Here is a 16,877-nt window from a genome sequence, read left to right as displayed (position 1 = left end):
ATATAAAAAAAAAACTTTTTAGGGTTGTTATATTTTTTTATATATATTAGTGTGGGGCGGGGGCGCCCCGGGCGCCCCCCCCCCCCCCCCCCCCCCCCCCCACGCCGGTCACCACCGCGCACGCAACGCGTGCGCCCGTGGAGCAGCAGACGTCGGGTCACCCCCGTCCACTCGACGGTTGCTGCTCCACCGCGCGAGGGAGGCGCCCGCGTGGAGCGCACCGGTAGGGTCGGCTCGTGGCCAGCAACGACGCATTCGACGACCGCTACGACCTGCGCGAGTTCGCGCCGACGACCGACGCCGAGGGGGCGCCGACGCCGGAGACCGAGGCGTGGATGCGCGCCGTCGGGTTCGGGTTCCACGAAGCCCACCCCGACGCCGAGGGTGCCGCGCGGATGGCGTCGCACTTCCTGGAGGACCAGGAGACGTTCCTCGGCGTGTACCTGCGCGACCCGTTCCCGGGCTCGGTCGACGAGACGTGGCCGGCCGGGACCTTCACCTGGTTCCGCAAGCGCCTGACGTGGGCCGAGGGCGCCGCGATCGACACGCAGGCGATCTCGGCCGTGACGGTCCGACCGACCGAGCGTCGGCGCGGGATCCTCCGCCGCATGATGACGCACGCGCTCGAGCGCGGCGTCGCCGAGGGCTACGCCGTCGCGTCCCTCACCGCGTCCGAGGGCACCATCTACCGCCGCTTCGGCTTCGGCTGCGCGATCCGTGAGCGGGCGGTGACCGTCCGCCGCGAGCGGGCACTGCCGCTGCTCGCGCCGACCACCGGCACCGTCGCGGTCGTCACGCCGGAGTGGCTCGCCGAGGGCACCGGGCGCGCCGTGTTCGACCGGTTCGACGCACGCACCCCGGGCTCGATGGTCCGGAACGCCGGCACGTGGCCGATCGTGTTCGGGCTCCGCGACGGCGAGGGCCAGCCCGCGAAGGACGTCCGCGCCGCGGTGCACCGCCCCGACGACTCCGACGAGGTCGACGGCTACGTGACCTGGCGCGTGAAGGAGGGCAAGGGCGACACCGTCCTCGAGATCGTCGACCTGGTCTACGCGAACGATGCCGCGTACCTGTCGCTCTGGGAGTTCCTGCTCTCGATCGACCTGAACGACGTGGTGCAGTACAGCCGCTCGCGGCTCGACGACCCGATCGTCGCGGCCCTCGGCGACAACCGCGCCTACGACGTCGAGCACGAGGAGGACCACGTCTGGCTCCGGGTGCTCGACGTGCCGGCGGTGCTCAGCAGCCGGCCGTACGCGGTCGACGGTTCGGTGACGCTCGCCGTCTCCGACGCGATGGGGTTCGCGTCGGGCACCTACCGGCTCGACGTCACCGACGGGCAGGGCACGGTGACGCGCCTGTCCGACGGCGCCGACGGCGAGGCCGACCTGCGGCTCGACGTGGCGGACCTCGGCGCGGTGCTCATCGGCTCCGTGTCCCCGGTCACCCTCGCCGCGGCCGGACTCGTGCGTGCGGCGGACCCGACGGCGCCCGCGCTGCTCCGGGCGATGCTCACGCCGGCCCGCACGCCGCACGGGATCACGTACTTCTAGGCGTGCGCCGGGCGCGCCGCCCGCTGCACCACGACCAACCGGAAGCACCTCGCGCCACGGAACCCCATGGCGCGAGGTGCTTCCGGTTGTGCAGCAGCACGCCGCACCACCAAGCGCGCCGACACATGGCGAGCCGACGTTGCGCGTCGCGGGCCCGGGCTGCCGGCCGAGCGGGGACCGGCACCTACGCCCGGCGACGCACCCGTGGGTCGACGAACGCGTAGACGACGTCCACGATCACGTTCGCGGTGACGATGAGCAGCGCCGAGAACACCGTGAAGCCGACGACCACCTGCAGGTCGAGGGTGTGCACCGCGTCGATGAGCAGCGCTCCGAGGCCCTGCATCGAGAACACCTTCTCGGTGATGACCGCGCCGCCGAGCAGCGACCCGAGGTCGAGCCCGAACAGCGTCACCACGGGCAGGATCGCGGTCCGGAGTCCGTGCCGCACGACGACCTGCCGCTCCCGCAGGCCCTTCGCACGCGCGGTCCGGACGAAGTCCTGCGACATCGACTCGAGCATCTCGCCGCGGGTCAGCCGCGCGTAGATGGCCGCGCTGATGAAGGCGAGCACGCACCACGGCAGCACCAGGTGCGTCACCCACCCGACCGGGTCCTCGACGAACGGCACGTACCCGCTCGTGGGCAGCCAGCCGAGGGTGAACCCGAACAGCAGGATCGCGAGCAGCCCGATCAGGTACGCGGGCGAGGACACCCCGGCGACGGCGACCGTCATGACGGCGCGGTCGGCCAGCGTCCCCCGCTTGAGCGCGGACACCGTGCCGCCCGCCACACCGGCGACGAGCCACAGCACGGCCGCCCCGACGGCGATCGACGCGGTCACGGGCAGGCGCGACGCGATGAGGTTCGTGACGCTGTCGTGCAGCTGGAACGAGTACCCGAAGCACGGTGCCGCGCACGTGATCGTGGAGGCTCCGGAACCGAAGGTGCGGCCGGCGAAGATGCCGGCGAGGTACGCCCCGAACTGCGCGAACCACGGCTTGTCGGTGCCGAGGAACGCCTGCACGTCAGCGAGCCGCTCGGGCGTGCACGGCTTGTCGCAGATCGCCCGGGCCGGGTTCGTGGGCAGCAGCATGAACAGCGCGTAGGTGATCGCCGCGACGACGAACAGCACGACGACGGCGCCGAGGATCCGGACGGCCAGGAAGCGGACGGTGCTCATCGGTCGCCCCCGCGCGGGTCGAGGGCGTCGCGCAGGGCGTCACCGAGCACGTTGAAGGCCAGGGTGATGAGGAACAGTGCGGCTCCGGGGAAGACGAGGTACATCGGATCGGTCTGCACCCAGCCGATCGCGTCGCCGATGCTGCGGCCCCACGACGGCGTCGGCGGGTTGACCCCGACGGCCAGGAAGGACAGCGCGGCCTCGGCGCCGATCATCGACGGGATCGAGATGGTCGCGTAGACGGTGATCGTCGCGGCGAGGTTCGGCAGGAGCTGCTTGCGGGTGACGTGCCAGCGCCCCGCACCCATCGCGGTCGAGGCGACGACGTAGTTCCGGCTCACGAGCGAGAGCGTCTGCCCGCGCACGACGCGGGCGACGGAGGGCCACCCGAAGAACCCGATCACGAGCACGACGAGCAGCGGCTTCGGGAACGAGGTCGGCACGACCGCGGTGAGCGCGATCATGAAGACCAGGGACGGGAACCCGAAGATCACGTCGACCACGCGCGAGAGCACCCGGTCGTACCAGCCGCCGAGGAACCCGGTGGTGACACCGACGAGCACCCCGATCACGATCGACATCGCGGTCGCGGCGAGCCCGATGCCGAGCGAGGTCCGTGCGCCGTAGGTCACGATGGCGAACAGGTCCCGCCCGGTCAGCGGCTCGACGCCGAACCAGTGCTCGCCGCTCACGCCGCCGGCAGCACCGCGGGGAGCCCCGAAGTCGTTCAGTGCGTCGACGTCGTAGCTGTACGGGTTCCGCCCGGTGGCGGCGGCGATGAGCGGTGCGGCGATCGCCACGACGACGAACACCGCGATGACGATCGCGGCGGCCACGGCCCAGCGGTCCTGACGGACCCGGCGCACCACGGCGCGGAACCCGGTGGTCCGACCGGCCGAGGCGGAGACGGGCCGGTCGACGACGTTCGCGGTCACGAGACCACTCCTTCCCAGGCCCGCCAGGCCTCGCGGCGGGCGGCCTGTCGCGCGGGATCGGCGACCGGGGCCGCCGCGAGCAGCATGCGCGTGTAGTCCTGCTGCGGGTGGTCGAGCACGGCGGAGGTCGCGCCGCGCTCGACGATGCGGCCGTCGTGCAGCACGACGACGTCGTCGGCGAGCTGGCGCACGACGGCCAGGTCGTGGCTGATGAGCAGCATGCCGAAGCCGAACTCGTCCTGCAGGTCTGCGAGCAGGTCGAGCACGGCGGCCTGCACGGTGACGTCGAGGGCGCTGGTCGGCTCGTCGGCGATCACCAGGGCCGGTCGGAGCGCCAGTGCCCGGGCGACGGCGACGCGCTGCCGCTGGCCGCCCGACAGCTGGTGCGGGAACCGTTCGGTCCACGACGGGTCGAGCTGCACCGCGGACAGGAGCTCGCGGGCGCGGTCGGCGCGCGAGGCCGGTGTGCCCTCGCCGTGCACGAGCAGCGGTTCGGCGATGCTCCAGCCGATGGTCTGTCGCGGGTTCAGCGACGACGCCGGGTCCTGGAAGACGATGCCCACGCGGCTGCGGAGCTCGCGCAGGCGCTTCCCGCGTGCGGTGCGCAGGTCGTTGCCGTCGACCTCGACCGAGCCGTCCACGACGGGGACGAGTCCGGCGAGCGCGCGGCCGATGGTCGACTTGCCGGACCCCGACTCCCCCACCAGGCCGAGCGTCCGGCCGGCCGTGAGTTCGAGGTCGATCCCGCGCACCGTGGGGTCGCCGCGGCGTGCGTAGCGCACGGCGACGTCGCGCAGGCGCGCGACCGCGGGTGATGGCCGGGAGGCACGAGACCCGGCCCCCGATCCGGCCGCGGCCGACGGTGCGGACGCGGGGTGTGCCTCCAGGGCGGGGACCGCGGCGAGGAGCTCGCGCGTGTAGTCGGCCTCCGGGTGCGCGAAGACGTCGGCGACCGCTCCGTGCTCGACGGGGTCACCGCGGCGCATCACCAGCACCTCGTCGGCGACGTCCGCGACCACACCCATGTCGTGGGTGATGAGCAGGACGGCGAGGTCGCGTTCGCGACCGAGCCGACGCAGCAGGTCGAGGATCCCGGCCTGGACCGTCACGTCGAGTGCGGTCGTCGGCTCGTCGGCGAACAACGCGACGGGGTCTCCCGCGAGCGCCATCGCGATCATCGCCCGCTGGAGCTGCCCGCCGGACAGCTCGTGCGGGTAGGCCTTCCGGATCCGGGCCGGGTCCGGCAGCCCGGCAGCCCGGAGCAGCTCGTCGACGCGGGCGGAGACGCCCGCCCGGTCCAGGTCGGTCGGGTGCGCCCGCACGGCCTCGGCGATCTGCGTGCCGATCGCCAGCACGGGGGTGAACGAGTTCATCGGTTCCTGGAACACGACCCCGACGCCCGCACCACGGACGGCGCGCAGCTCGTCCACGGAGGCGCCGATGAGCTCGGTCCCGCGGAACCGGGCGCTGCCCGACACACGGGCGGAGGGTGGCAGGAGTCCGAGCACGCTCATCGCGCTGACGGACTTGCCCGAACCGGACTCGCCGACGAGCGCGAGCACCCGGCCGGGCGTCAGGGTGAAGGAGACGTCACGGACGACGGGCTCCGCGTCGCCGAACGCGACGCGGAGCCCCTCGACCTCGAGCAGCGGTGCACTCACTGCGAGAGCGAGACCTTGAGGTAGTTCGGGTAGGCCGGGAAGTCCGCGATGCGGAAGTTCTCGACGTTCGACCCGGCCAGGAAGGACTGCTTCGCGTAGATCAGCGGGACGACGGGGGCGTCCTCCATGATCCGCCGGTCCGCCTGCGCCCACAGCTCCTGCGCCTCGGACTGGTCGACCGTGCCGGTCGCCTTCGCGATGAGGGCGTCGACCTCGGGGTTGCTGTACTTCGAGACGTTGTACCCGCCCCCACCGATCTCCGACGAGTCGTAGAGCGGCTGGATGTTGGCGTTCGCGCTCGGGAAGTCCGGCTGCCAGCTCGACAGCGAGAGGTCGAAGTCGGTGCCGTTCGTCGTCGCCTGGGTGAACGAGTCGTAGTCGAGCGGCTTGAGCGTGACCGTGATGCCGGCGCGCTTCAGCCCCGCCTGCAGGGCCTGCGCCTGGGACAGGTAGGTCGGGTCGTTCTGCGTCACCAGCGTGAGCTTCAGGTCCTCGGCACCGGCGTCCTGCAGCAGCGCCTTCGCCTTGTCGACGTCGCCCGTCGCGCCGGTCTCGTACAGGTCGTAGTCCTGGCGTCCGGCGATGCCCGGCGTCACGAGCGTCGACGCGTACTCGCCGGCGAGCGCGCCGCCGGCAGCGATGCGGAACGACTTGCGGTCGACGGCGTACTGCAGCGCCTGGCGGACCTTCAGGTCCTTGAGCGCCCCGCGCTGCGTGTTGATCGCCATGTAGGTGATCGGGCCGGCCTTGCTCGTCGCGAGGCGGTCCTGCGCAGCGGGGTTGGCGCGCACCTGGTTGAGCTCGGCGGCACCGAGGAACTGCGCACCGAACGCGTTCTTCGCGTCACCGTTGTCGGCGATCAGGCTCTGCGTCGTGGTCGACGCGTCCTGGCTCTCCTTGAAGACGATCTTCGACGGACCGGCCGTGCGGATCGCGTCGGTCTTCGCGCTCCACTCCTTGTTCCGGACGAGCGTCACCTGCGAGCCCTGCGTGTTCGACTCGATCTGGTACGGGCCGCTCGACACGGGCTTCGCGTCGTACGCGCCGGTGTCCTTGCCCTCGCCCTCGGGCACGGGCGCGAACGCCGGCATCGACGCGAGCCACGGCCAGTCGCCGTACGGGGCGTCGAGCGTGAAGACGATGGTCTTGTCGTCGGGGGTCTCGATGCTGTCGAGCGTCTTCCCCTCGAACGGGCCCTGGTAGTCGGAGCCGCCGACCAGCAGGGACTTGTGGTAGCTCAGGCCGCCGGTGAGGTTCGGCGCGAAGGACCGCTCGATCCCCCACTTGATGTCCTTCGTGGTGATCGGCGTGCCGTCCTCGAACTTCAGGCCGTCCTTGAGCGTGTAGGTCCAGGTCCTGCCGCCGTTGCTCGACTCACCCGTGGTGGTCGCCAGGTCGGGGACGACCTTCGCGGTCTTCCCGGGCTGGACGTCCCACGTGGTCAGGCGGCGGGCGACCAGGCCCATCGAGGTGATGCCGAGGCTCTGGCTCGTCGCCGGGTCCCAGTGCAGCGCGGTCTGCGCGGTGAGGATGTCGAGCGTGCCGCCCTTGCTCGTGCCGGTGGACGCGTCGTCCGACGCGCCGCCACCCGAGCAGCCGGTCAGCACGAGGGCTGCGGCGGCGGCGACGGCCGCGGTGATCGTCAAGCGCTTGGGGCGGTGCATGGTGTGCTGCTCCTCGTGGGGGGTGGGGGTGTCGAGCGCCGCCGACCGGGGGTCCGGTCTGCTGCGGCCCGCGTCGTCGTGGTGGACGGGGTGTCCGTCCCGGTTCGGGTGGCCGGGCGGTCCATGGTGGCACCGGTCGGTGCGCGGACCCGAACGCTCGCGTGGTCCGGACGACATGCAACGCAACATTGCACGACGCAACAGCACAACGCCTGCGGCTCGAGCGTATTCCCGCGGCGCACAGGGCGTCCGGTCACGCGCGACGGACGGCGACGACGGACACCGGTCGGGAGGCGCGGCGCGGCCCCGTCAGGCCGTGGCCGTCGTCCTCGCGGCGCGTCCGGCGATCGCTCCGACCCCGAGCGCCGAACCGAGGAACACGACGGCGAGGATCGCCCAGCCGGCGGTCCCGAGGTCGACGGCGGTGAGGGTCACCACGGTGGGCGCGATCATCGCAGCGACCGCGTACCCGGTGCCGTACACGCCCTGGTACGCACCGATCCGGTCCGCCGGTGCGAGCTCGAAGCTCAGCGCCCACCCCGCCGCACTCGACGTGATCTCCGCGAGCGAGTGCGCGACGGCCGCGAGGACGAGCACGGCGGTCGCAGTCGCAGCCGGCACCCAGTCGTCCCCGCGGACCCACCCGGCGGCGGCCCACAGGCCGCACGCCACCGCCATGACCCACCCCGCGTGCCGCATCACCCGGGCCGCTCCCGCGACGGTGTCCGTCCCGCGGCTCAGCCGGACCTGCAGCAGGACGACGATCACGGTGTTCACGAGCAGCAGCGGCGAGACGAGCACGTCCGGGGCGACGGTGTGCTGCACGATCCAGATCGGCACCCCGACCTCGAACAGGCCGAACTGCATGCCGAACAGTCCCGTCAGGGCGGTGACGGCGAGGAAGCGCACGTCGCGGTAAGGGCTCCGGCCGGCGGGTTCCCGGCGCACGATCGTGCCGGTGTCCGTGCGGTCCGCGGGAGCCGCGTCGACGCGCGCCGCCGACAGACCCGCGACGAGGACCGCCGACGCCAGGAACAGCGCGCCGGAGAGCGCCATCGTCACGCGGTAGGCCTCGCCGGTGCCGATCGCGAGCGGGACCGCGGCGAGCGCGGTGCCCACGCCGATGCCGACGTTCGTGACCGTGCGCATGGTCGCCCGGACGCGGACCCGCTCGGTGCCCGGGAACGCCCGGCCGACCGCAGCGCTCCGGACGGCGCTGCCGCCCTGCTGCGCGAGGGTCACGACGGACGCCGTCGCGACGAGCGTCGGCAGGTCGTGGACGAGCACGTAGCTGATGAGCGCGAGCCCCTGCACCAGGTGCAGCCACACGAGCATCCGTCGCGCGCTGAACCGGTCCGCGAGGTGCCCGAACACGAGCGACGCGGCGACGCCGACCGCGCCGGCGACCGTGAGGCCGAGACCGACCGCGACGGCCGGAAGCCCGACGATCGTGATGAGGTACAGCGAGGTGAGCGTGAAGAAGGCACCGCGCCCGAGGGTGTCCACCAACGTGACCGTGAGCAGGCGTCGGAGCGTCGGGTCCTGTCGGACCAGGGTGCGGATCGGGACCGGTTGCGCCGTGGTGCTCACGGTCCTGTTCTCGCAGCAGCGCGGTGCCGACCTGAACAGATGTAGCGTCAGGCTTCATGATCCGCTACCGACTCGAGCCCTCCGACGTCTCGGCGGTGCGGTTCGGCATCTCGCCGCTGTCGGAGCTCGGCCTCGGGCTGCGCGCCTTCCGAGCACCGGAGCGGTACCCCTTGCAGCGGCCGTGGCTCGAGCGCATCGCCGGCGTGCTGCCCGTCCTCGACCGCCCCGTCCTCGCCGGCCTGGTCGACGAGCGCCGGTGGGTCGCGGACTTCGTCAACCCTCGCCCGGAGTCCCCGCTGGGGTCGTTCGACGACGAGCTCCGTGCCCTCGGCCGGATCTCGCCCTCCCGGCTCCGGACCGACCTCGAGCGGGTGCACGGCACCGTGCCGGACGTGTTCGTCGGGCGTCACGAGGACGTCGTCGACCGGCTCGTCCGGGCGCTCGCCACCACGTGGGAGCTCTGCTTCGCACCGTACTGGCCGCGGATGCGCCGCGTGCTGCAGGCCGACGTGACGCACCGCGGCCGGATCGCCGCGCACGAGGGCGTCGGTGCGGTGCTCGGCGGGCTGTCCGAGTCGGTGCGCTTCGACGGCCGACACGTCGACGTCCGGTTGAGCAGCCCGATCGCGCGCGACCGCCCGGTGCAGGGCGAGGGACTGACGCTCGTCCCGTCGGTGTTCGTCGTCCGCGCGTCGACGCCGATCGACGACGACATGCCCCCGACCGTCATGTACCCGGCGCGGGGGCAGGGCGCGATGTGGTCGACCGCGTCGCACCCCGACGCCGGCGCCGTCCGCGACCTGCTCGGGGGCACGCGGGCCGCGCTCCTCGACGCGCTCGGCGAGCCTGCGTCGTCGACCGACCTCGCGATGCGGTTCGGCGTCTCGACCTCTGCCGTCAACCAGCACCTGCGGGTGATGGAACGGGGCGGGCTGCTCAACCGGACGCGGTACGGCCGCGCGGTGCTCTACTACCGCAGCAGCGTCGGCGACGCGCTCGTCCGACGGGAGTGAGCGCGTCGCCGCCGGGCGTCATCGGTCGAACAGCCCGCCGAGGAAGTCGTTGCCCAGGTTCGACGCCTGCTCCCCCAGACCGGACGCCTGCTCCCCCAGACCGGACGCCTGCTCACCGAGGCCGGACTCCTGCTCGCCCAGTCCGCCCAGGAACTGCTCACCCTCGGCAGCGAAGCCCTCGACGCCGCCGCCCAGGTCCGCGAGACCGAGGTCGCCCATGCCCGAGGCGATGCCCTCGAAGTCGACACCGAGGTCGGCCGCGCCGGCCAGCACGGGTGCCGCCGCTGCGCTCACCACCGCTCCTCCGGCGACCGCCACCGCGAGACCACCGAGCGCCACCGCACCGGCTCCGACTGCAGCACCGCCGGCGAAGGCGCCACCCCTGCCGCTTCCCGGTCGCCCGGAGCCGCCGAGCACGCGGCGGATGAGCCCGGGTCGGGACATCTCGCCGCGGGTCATCGCCCGTGCCATGCCGCCGGACGAGTCGTCCCGCAGGTGCTCGTGCGGCGGGAGCTCCGAGTTCAACCGGTCGCGAACCTGCTGCCGCTGCGCCGGGGTGAGCCGCGCGAAGGCGTCGTGGTGCACCTGCTCGATCTGGTCCGGGTTCGCCGTCCGCAGCAGGTAGTCGTACTTCGCCAGGGCGACCTTGTCCGCGTCGGCGTGCCCGCCGTGCGCCTGCGGCTGCCCCGGGTGCTGCTCGGTCCGACCGTACTGCTGCTGCGGCTGCCCGTACTGCTGCTGTCCCGGCTGCTGCTGTCCCGGCTGCTGCTGTCGCGACCGGTCGTCGCCTGTCAGCTTGTCCGCAGCAGTCCGGACGATGTCACGCCAGTCGGTCCCGCCCCCGGTGCCGTGCGGGTTCTGCTGGTGGCCGGCTGCGGCGTTCCCCTGCGCGCGCTGCTTCTGCATCTGCTTGTCGATGACCTTCGAGGCCATGCCGAGGATCCGGTTGAGGTTCGCCATGCCCCAACCTTTGTGATCACACATGTGAGCACTCAGCGACCGAGCAGTGCGCCACCCGCCGATCAGGTCCGAGAGCGCTGGGAGCGACGGAGCGGTCGGCGCGCAGACTGCGGCGCGCGGTGCGAGCGACCCCGATCCGGTGGTACATCACCGGACGGTTCGGGAGGGTGTCCTCGGCCGTGCACCCGCCGGAGCGCGGCCAGGTGGACGTGCGAGGCCCGGATCTGCAGGAACAGATCCGGGCCTCAGTTCGCCTTCCGAGTGGAAAGCCAGGGATGCAAACCCATCCCCGAGCTCAGCGCTCGGACCGATGGTAGCCGAGCCCGCTCGGCTTCGCATCCCTGGCTCGAAGCTCTTCGTGTCCGCCGGCGACGACACCAGGAGGTCCTCGATGTCGCGAGACGACGACGGCCGGAACAGGCGTCACGCGCTCTGGCTGGGGATCGCGAGCTTGCTCGTGAACACCACCAGACTGCTGGTCGACCTGCTCCGCAGGGGCTGAGGATGCGGGTGCCCCTCGCCGCCACCAGCGGCGAGGGGCACCCCGTCGGTCAGGACCGCAGGCGCGTCAGGACGGCAGGCGCGTCAGGACAGCAGGCGCGCCAGGAACGCGTTGCGGAACCGCCCGGTCGGGTCGAGGTCCCGCGCGAGCGCCGCGAAGTCGTCGAGGCGCGGGTACGCCTCGCGCAGGCGTTCGACGCTCGCGGCGGAGACCTTCCCCCAGTGCGGGCGGGGATCGAAGGGCGCGAGGACACCCTCGATCCGCTCGACCGCGGCAGCCACGGCCTCGGCGTCCCGTCGGAAGGTGAAGTGCAGCCCGACCGACTGCCGTCCCGACGAGGGCGCCAGCCATGCCGTGTCGGCGGCGATCGTCCGGACCTCGGCCGCGATGAGCAGCGGCGCGAAGATCGGCTCGAGCGGGCGCAGCGCATCGAGCGCGGCGACGGCGTGCTCTGCGGGGACCAGGTACTCCGCCTGGATCTCGGCACCGGTGGACGGCTCGAAGGTCGACCGGAAGTGCGGCAGCCGCTCGGCCCACGGCCCGGGGACCCCGCCCTGCTCGGTGACGCTCGCGGCGTCGTTCTCCCCCGGGTGCACGGGCCCGTCCGCCCGACGGGCACCGAGCGCGACGAGGTCGACCGACGGTGCAGGTTCGTCGACGCGGTGCTTCGTCCAGACCTGTCGGGCACCGCGGTCGTCGAACGAGGTGAACAAGGACACCGAGTACGCGTTCGACACCACCCGGTCGAAGTGCTCGAGGACGGCGTCCCACGGCAGGTCGAGGTGCACGGTCGTGGCCACCTGGAACGTCGGCTCGATCGCGAGCTCGACCGCGATGACGACGCCGAGCGCACCGAGTGCCACCCGGTGCGCGTCGAGGGCGCCGTCCGGCGACGACGCGTCGACCCGGACGACGTCGCCGGAGGCCCGGACGACCTCGAGCCCGACCACCGCCTGCGCGAGCGACGGGTTGCGGACGCCGGAGCCGTGCGTGCCGGTGGCGACCGCGCCGGCGACCGAGATGTGCGGCAGGGAGGCGAGGTTCGCGAGGGCCCAGCCACGAGCCTCCAGGCCGGCCGCCACCTGTGCGTGCGTCATGCCGGCGGCGACCCGCACCACGCGCCGGTCGGCGTCGACCTCGAGCACCGGCGGGAGGCCGGCGAGCGTGACCTGGACGGCGTCGGTGTCGGCGATCTCGTTGAACGAGTGCGTCGAGCCGAGCGCCGTCAGGCGCGGTGTGGCCGCGACGAGCTGCCGGAGCGCCGCCACCGAGGTGGGGCGGTCGAGCGCGGAGGCGCGGTAGGTGACGTTCCCCGCCCAGTTGGTGCGCGTCGTCGCGGCCACGGTCACGGTCCTAGAACCTGCGGTCGAGACGGTGCCACGCCTGCTGCAGGCGGAGCTCGTCGCGGAACCCGCGAGCCGTGGTGTGCTCGTCGATGACGAGGAACTCGGTGCCGACCATGGTCGCGAGGTCCTCGACGACCTGCAGGCCGACGGCCGTCGTCATGACGGTGTGGTGGGCGGCGCCGGCGGTGAGCCAGGCCTCCGCGGCGACCGGGAAGGACGGACGCGGCTCCCAGACGGCACGGCCGACCGGCAGGTTCGGCAGCGCCTCGGTCGGCGGGACGACGTCGACGACGTTCGCGGTGAGGCGGAAGCCGTCGCGCGTGTCGGACAGGGCGACCACGACGGCCTCGCCGGCGTCCGCGGTGAAGACCAGGCGCACCGGGTCGTCCTTGCCGCCGATGCCGAGCGGGTGGATCTCGAGCGTCGGCGTCGCGGTGGTGAGCGTCGGCGAGACCTCGAGCATGTGCGCGCCGAGGATCTTCTCGGCACCCGGGGTGAGGTCGTACGTGTAGTCCTCCATGAGGGAGGCACCGCCGGGCAGGCCCGCACCGGCGACGTTCATCGCGCGGACGAGGACGGCGGTCTTCCAGTCGCCCTCGGCGCCGAAGCCGTAGCCGTCGGCCATGAGCCGCTGCACCGCGAGGCCGGGCAGCTGCTTGAGCGTGCCGAGGTCCTCGAAGTTCGTCGTGAACGCAGCGGAGCCGTTCTGCTCCAGGAGTGCACGGAGGCCGAGCTCGATCGCGGCGCCGTCGCGGAGCGCCTGGTGACGGTCACCGCCGTCGCGCCGCAGCGACGCGTCGACGTCGTAGTCGCGCTCGTAGACGGCGACGAGCTCGTCGACCGCTGCCGTGTCGGCCTCGGCCTCGGCCACCGCTGCGGCCAGCTCGTTCACGGCCCAGGTGTTCACCTGCACGCCGAGCTCGATCTCCGCCTCGGTCTTGTCGCCCTCGGTGACGGCGACGTAGCGCATGTTGTCGCCGAAGCGCGTCAGCTTCAGCTCGCGGACGGCCGCAGCACCGGCCGCGGCGCGCGTCCAGTCCTCCACCCGCGAGACCACGCGCGGGTCGGACACGTGCCCGACGGCGGTCGCGTGCCGGACGCCGAGGCGGGCCAGCGCGTAGCCGAACTCGCGGTCGCCGTGCGCGGCCTGGTTGAGGTTCATGAAGTCGAAGTCGATGTCGCCCCACGGCAGCGCGACGTTCGCCTGGGTGTGCAGGTGCAGCAGCGGCTTCGTCAGCGCCTGCAGGCCACCGATCCACATCTTGGCCGGGCTGAACGTGTGCATCCACGTCGTCACACCGATGACCTTGTCGTCGGCGCTCGCCTCGATGAGCGCGCGACGGATGCCGTCGGCGTCCTTGAGGACCGGCTTCCACACGAGCTTGACCGGCAGGGCGCCCGCGAGCTGCGCGTGCACGGCCTTGCTCTGCTCCTCGACCTGGCGCAGGGTCTCCTCGCCGTACAGGCCCTGCGACCCGGTGAGGAACCAGACCTCGTAGCTGTCGAGGGTGGCCTGGGGGTTCACCTGCGTCATCGCATGGCTCCTTCGGGGTTCTGTCCGTAGACGTTCTGGTAGCGATCGAAGAGTCGATCGATGTCGTCGGGGGCGATCGGCACGAGCTCCCCGCCCTGCTTCGCGATGTGCACGGTGCGCGCGACGTCCTCGCACATCACCGCGGCCTTCACGGCGTCCTTGGCGTCTTTGCCGATCGTGAAGACGCCGTGGTTCTGCATGAGCACGGCGCGGCTCCGGTGACCGGCGAGGGTGTCGACGATGCCGCGGCCGATGGAGTCGTCGCCGATGATCGCGAACGGGCCGACCGGGATCGGACCGCCGAACTCGTCCGCCATCGCGGTGATCACGCAGGGGATCTCCTCGGCGCGGGCGGCCCACGCCGTGGCGTACGTCGAGTGGGTGTGCACGACGCCGCCCACCTCGGGCATGTTCCGGTAGACGAAGGCGTGCGCGGCGGTGTCGGACGACGGGCCGTGCGCGTTGCCCCACCCGTCGGCGGGCAGCCCGTCGAGGGTGCAGACCACCTGGTTCTCCGGGGTGAGGTCGTCGCTGGAGACCCCGCTCGGCTTGATGACGAACAGGTCGGTGCCCGGCACGCGCTCGGAGACGTTGCCGCCCGTCCAGATGACGAGGCCGTAGCGGACGAGCTCGCCGTGCAGGGACGCGACGCGCTCCCGCGCCGCGGCGACGGCCGCCCTCGTCTCGTCCGTGATCGGTCCGGTCATGCGGCTGACTCCTTCTCGGTCTGGAGGCGCGCCTCGACCACGTCGGTCGGCTCGCCCTGGTCGGTCGGTGCGGGCTGCCCCGTCGGTGCGGTCTGGTCCGTCGGTGCGGCCTGGTCGTTCGCCACGCCGGGGCGGGTCGCGGCGGCGGCGACGTCCTGCACGGGGAGGGCCGCGCGGTACCGGGCCAGGTAGTCCTGGAAGCCCGCGACGTCGCGGTCCTCGGGCTCGGCGACGTGGACCGCGTCGCCGCGGAACACCGTGTCGGCGAGGAAGTCCTCCAGCGGGCGGTCGGTGTGCTCCAGGTACGCCGCGAGCACCGCGATGCCCCAGGCGCCACCCTCGCCCGCGGTCTCCTCGAGGGCGACCGGCACGCGGAGCGCTGCGGCGAGCAGGCGCTGCGGGGCACCCGGCGTGCGGAAGAGGCCGCCGTGCGCGGTCATCCGGTCGACGGCGACCTCCTCGCCGTGCAGGACGTCCATGCCGATCGCGAGGGTCGCGAAGGCACCGTGCACCTCGGAGCGGACGAGGTTGCCGAGCGTGAAGCGGGCACCGGGGGTGCGCAGCAGCAGCGGTCGGCCGTCCTCGACGTGCGTGACCGGCTCGCCGGCCAGGTAGTTGAAGGAGAGCAGCCCGCCGGCGTCCGGGTCCGCGTCGGCGGCCTCGGCCAGCAGGGTGGCGTAGACGTCGTCGACGGGGACCGACGCGCTGCCGGTCCGTTCGCTCGTGGCCTCGGCGAACCGGCCGAAGACACGGGCCCAGGCGGCGATCTCGCTCGCACCGTTGTTGCAGTGCACCATCGCGACCGCGTCACCGGCCGGGGTCGTGACGACGTCGAGCTCCTCGTGCGGGGTCCGGAGCGCCCGCTCGAGCACGACCATCGCGAAGATGCTCGTGCCGACGCTGACGTTGCCGGTGCGCGGGGCGACGGCGTTCGTGGCCACCATGCCCGTGCCGGCGTCGCCCTCGGGCGGGCAGAACGGGACGCCGGGCTGCAGCGTGCCGGTGGGGTCGAGCCACGTGGCTCCCTCGGGGGTGAGCGCGCCCGCGTCCTCACCCGCGACGAGCACCTCGGGGAGCAGGGCGCGGAGGTCCGGGACGCGGTCGCCGAGCAGGTCCTGCGTGGCGGCGAGCATCGACGCGTCGTAGTCGCGGCGACCGGGCTCCCCCGGGGCGCTCTCGACCGGGCCGGACTCGATCGGGAACATGCCGCTCGCGTCGCCGACGCCGAGGACGTCGCGGCCCGTGAGCATGCGGTGCACGTACCCGGCGAGCGTCGTGACGCCGGCCAGCTGGGCGACGTGCGACTCGTCGTCGAGCACGGCCTGGTACAGGTGCGCGACCGACCAGCGTTGCGGGACGTTGAAGTCGAGCGCGGCGCTCAGCTGCTCGGCGGCCGGACCGGTCGAGGTGTTGCGCCAGGTGCGGAACGGGACGAGGAGCTCGCCGTCCTCGTCGAACGCCAGGTAGCCGTGCATCATCGCCGAGACGCCCGCCGCGCGGAAGGCCGTCGGGCGGACGCCGAACTGCCGCTCGACGTCGGCGACCAGGTCGGCGTAGGCCGCGCGGACACCGGTCTCGACGGCGACCAGCGGGTAGGTCCACCGCCCGTCGACGTACTCGTTCTCCCACTCGTGGGAGCCGCTCGCGATCGGTCGGAGCTGCTCGTCGACGAGCACGGCCTTGATCCGGGTGGAGCCGAGCTCGATGCCGAGTGTCGTGCGGCCGTCCTCGACCTGCTGCCGGCGGTCGTCGCTCATGTGTCCTCCCGAGACCTCGTCGTCCTGCGTGAGCGCTCACATCCTGGCACGTGAGCGCTCACGCCTGCAACGCGTCGGCGCGCCGCCCTGCTCGCGCGCGCCGGGCTCCCGCCCGCTCCCGCCCGCTCCCCCCGCTGCTCCCAGCGCCGAGCGGGCACGATCCGTCACGCTCGACATCCCTCGCCGACACATCCCACCCACTCGGCGGAACGCCCGCGGCAGGTCGTACCCGCTCGCGCAGCCAGGCTGCTCTCTCCACCGAGCCGTACCGAGCCCCACCGAGCCGTGCCGAGCCCCACCGAGCGGGCACGATCTGTCACCCTTGGCCCCCCTCGCCGACACATCTCGCCCGCTCGGCGGCATCCCCGCGGCATGTCGTGCCCGCTCGCGCAGCGAGGCTGCTCTCTCCACCGAGCCGTACCGAGCCCCACCGAGCCGTGCCGAGCCCCACCGAGCGGGCACGATCTGTCAC

General features: G+C 72.8%; 12 protein-coding genes. 2 read left to right on the top strand and 10 right to left on the bottom strand.

Annotated features, from left to right (window positions below):
- Nucleotides 1-236 precede the first annotated feature (236 nt).
- Nucleotides 237-1,553 carry a GNAT family N-acetyltransferase gene (locus PIJ49_RS16330; RefSeq protein WP_066655609.1) on the top strand — a complete coding sequence of 439 codons (1,317 nt, stop codon included), beginning with the start codon at nt 237-239 and terminating at the stop codon, nt 1,551-1,553.
- Nucleotides 1,554-1,737: 184 nt separating this feature from the next.
- Here PIJ49_RS16330 and PIJ49_RS16325 read toward each other — a convergent pair whose 3' ends face one another.
- The 5 genes from PIJ49_RS16325 to PIJ49_RS16305 form a co-directional block, all read right to left on the bottom strand.
- Nucleotides 1,738-2,736, bottom strand: coding sequence for an ABC transporter permease (locus PIJ49_RS16325; protein ID WP_066655611.1), 999 nt, complete (start codon nt 2,734-2,736; stop codon nt 1,738-1,740).
- Entirely contained in the window at nt 2,733-3,671 is a 939-nt protein-coding gene (locus tag PIJ49_RS16320) for an ABC transporter permease (protein ID WP_066655613.1), read from the bottom strand. Before PIJ49_RS16320 ends, PIJ49_RS16325 begins: the two co-directional genes overlap by 4 nt.
- A complete protein-coding gene (locus tag PIJ49_RS16315; RefSeq protein WP_271827087.1) occupies nt 3,668-5,332 on the bottom strand; it encodes a dipeptide ABC transporter ATP-binding protein in 1,665 nt (554 codons plus the stop codon). The genes PIJ49_RS16320 and PIJ49_RS16315 overlap by 4 nt, the downstream gene beginning before the upstream one ends.
- On the bottom strand, nt 5,329-6,996 hold the full coding sequence (locus tag PIJ49_RS16310) for an ABC transporter substrate-binding protein (RefSeq protein WP_066655617.1): 1,668 nt from the start codon (nt 6,994-6,996) through the stop codon (nt 5,329-5,331). The genes PIJ49_RS16315 and PIJ49_RS16310 overlap by 4 nt, the downstream gene beginning before the upstream one ends.
- Nucleotides 6,997-7,305: 309 nt before the next feature.
- Nucleotides 7,306-8,586 carry an MFS transporter gene (locus PIJ49_RS16305; RefSeq protein WP_271827086.1) on the bottom strand — a complete coding sequence of 427 codons (1,281 nt, stop codon included), beginning with the start codon at nt 8,584-8,586 and terminating at the stop codon, nt 7,306-7,308.
- 56 nt (nt 8,587-8,642) lie between these two features.
- On the opposite strand from PIJ49_RS16305, the gene PIJ49_RS16300 reads away from it, so the two are divergent.
- A complete protein-coding gene (locus PIJ49_RS16300) occupies nt 8,643-9,599 on the top strand; it encodes an ArsR/SmtB family transcription factor (RefSeq protein ID WP_271827085.1) in 957 nt (318 codons plus the stop codon).
- An 18-nt stretch (nt 9,600-9,617) separates the two neighbouring features.
- Here PIJ49_RS16300 and PIJ49_RS16295 read toward each other — a convergent pair whose 3' ends face one another.
- From PIJ49_RS16295 to PIJ49_RS16275, 5 genes are all read right to left on the bottom strand, one after another.
- Complete coding sequence (locus PIJ49_RS16295) at nt 9,618-10,559, bottom strand: hypothetical protein (RefSeq protein WP_271827084.1); 942 nt, start codon at nt 10,557-10,559, stop codon at nt 9,618-9,620.
- 585 nt (nt 10,560-11,144) lie between these two features.
- The gene (locus tag PIJ49_RS16290) at nt 11,145-12,404 is read right to left on the bottom strand and encodes an FAD-binding protein (protein WP_271827083.1); all 1,260 of its coding nucleotides are present in this window, start codon (nt 12,402-12,404) and stop codon (nt 11,145-11,147) included.
- A gap of 10 nt (nt 12,405-12,414) precedes the next feature.
- Nucleotides 12,415-13,941: an L-arabinose isomerase gene (gene araA / locus PIJ49_RS16285; protein ID WP_271827082.1), complete on the bottom strand. Its 1,527-nt coding sequence runs from the start codon at nt 13,939-13,941 to the stop codon at nt 12,415-12,417.
- A complete protein-coding gene (locus PIJ49_RS16280; RefSeq protein ID WP_066655643.1) occupies nt 13,938-14,648 on the bottom strand; it encodes an L-ribulose-5-phosphate 4-epimerase in 711 nt (236 codons plus the stop codon). The genes araA and PIJ49_RS16280 overlap by 4 nt, the downstream gene beginning before the upstream one ends.
- Nucleotides 14,645-16,405 (bottom strand): xylulokinase, encoded by a 1,761-nt coding sequence (locus PIJ49_RS16275; protein ID WP_251161022.1) that lies wholly within the window; start codon nt 16,403-16,405, stop codon nt 14,645-14,647. The genes PIJ49_RS16280 and PIJ49_RS16275 overlap by 4 nt, the downstream gene beginning before the upstream one ends.
- Nucleotides 16,406-16,877 lie beyond the last annotated feature (472 nt).

This window comes from Curtobacterium uvaldense, from assembly GCF_028307415.1.
In the GTDB taxonomy this organism is placed as follows: Bacteria; Actinomycetota; Actinomycetes; order Actinomycetales; family Microbacteriaceae; genus Curtobacterium.
This window is presented reverse-complemented; position numbering and strand designations above follow the sequence as displayed.

What these genes read in the sequence shown, in the direction of transcription:
- PIJ49_RS16325 (WP_066655611.1), bottom strand. Translation starts at nt 2,736, where the DNA reads ATGAGCACCGTCCGCTTCCTGGCCGTCCGGATCCTCGGCGCCGTCGTC.
- PIJ49_RS16310 (WP_066655617.1), bottom strand. Translation starts at nt 6,996, where the DNA reads ATGCACCGCCCCAAGCGCTTGACGATCACCGCGGCCGTCGCCGCCGCC.
- PIJ49_RS16300 (WP_271827085.1), top strand. Translation starts at nt 8,643, where the DNA reads ATGATCCGCTACCGACTCGAGCCCTCCGACGTCTCGGCGGTGCGGTTC.
- araA (WP_271827082.1), bottom strand. Translation starts at nt 13,941, where the DNA reads ATGACGCAGGTGAACCCCCAGGCCACCCTCGACAGCTACGAGGTCTGG.
- PIJ49_RS16295 (WP_271827084.1), bottom strand. Translation starts at nt 10,559, where the DNA reads ATGGCGAACCTCAACCGGATCCTCGGCATGGCCTCGAAGGTCATCGAC.
- PIJ49_RS16280 (WP_066655643.1), bottom strand. Translation starts at nt 14,648, where the DNA reads ATGACCGGACCGATCACGGACGAGACGAGGGCGGCCGTCGCCGCGGCG.
- PIJ49_RS16275 (WP_251161022.1), bottom strand. Translation starts at nt 16,405, where the DNA reads ATGAGCGACGACCGCCGGCAGCAGGTCGAGGACGGCCGCACGACACTC.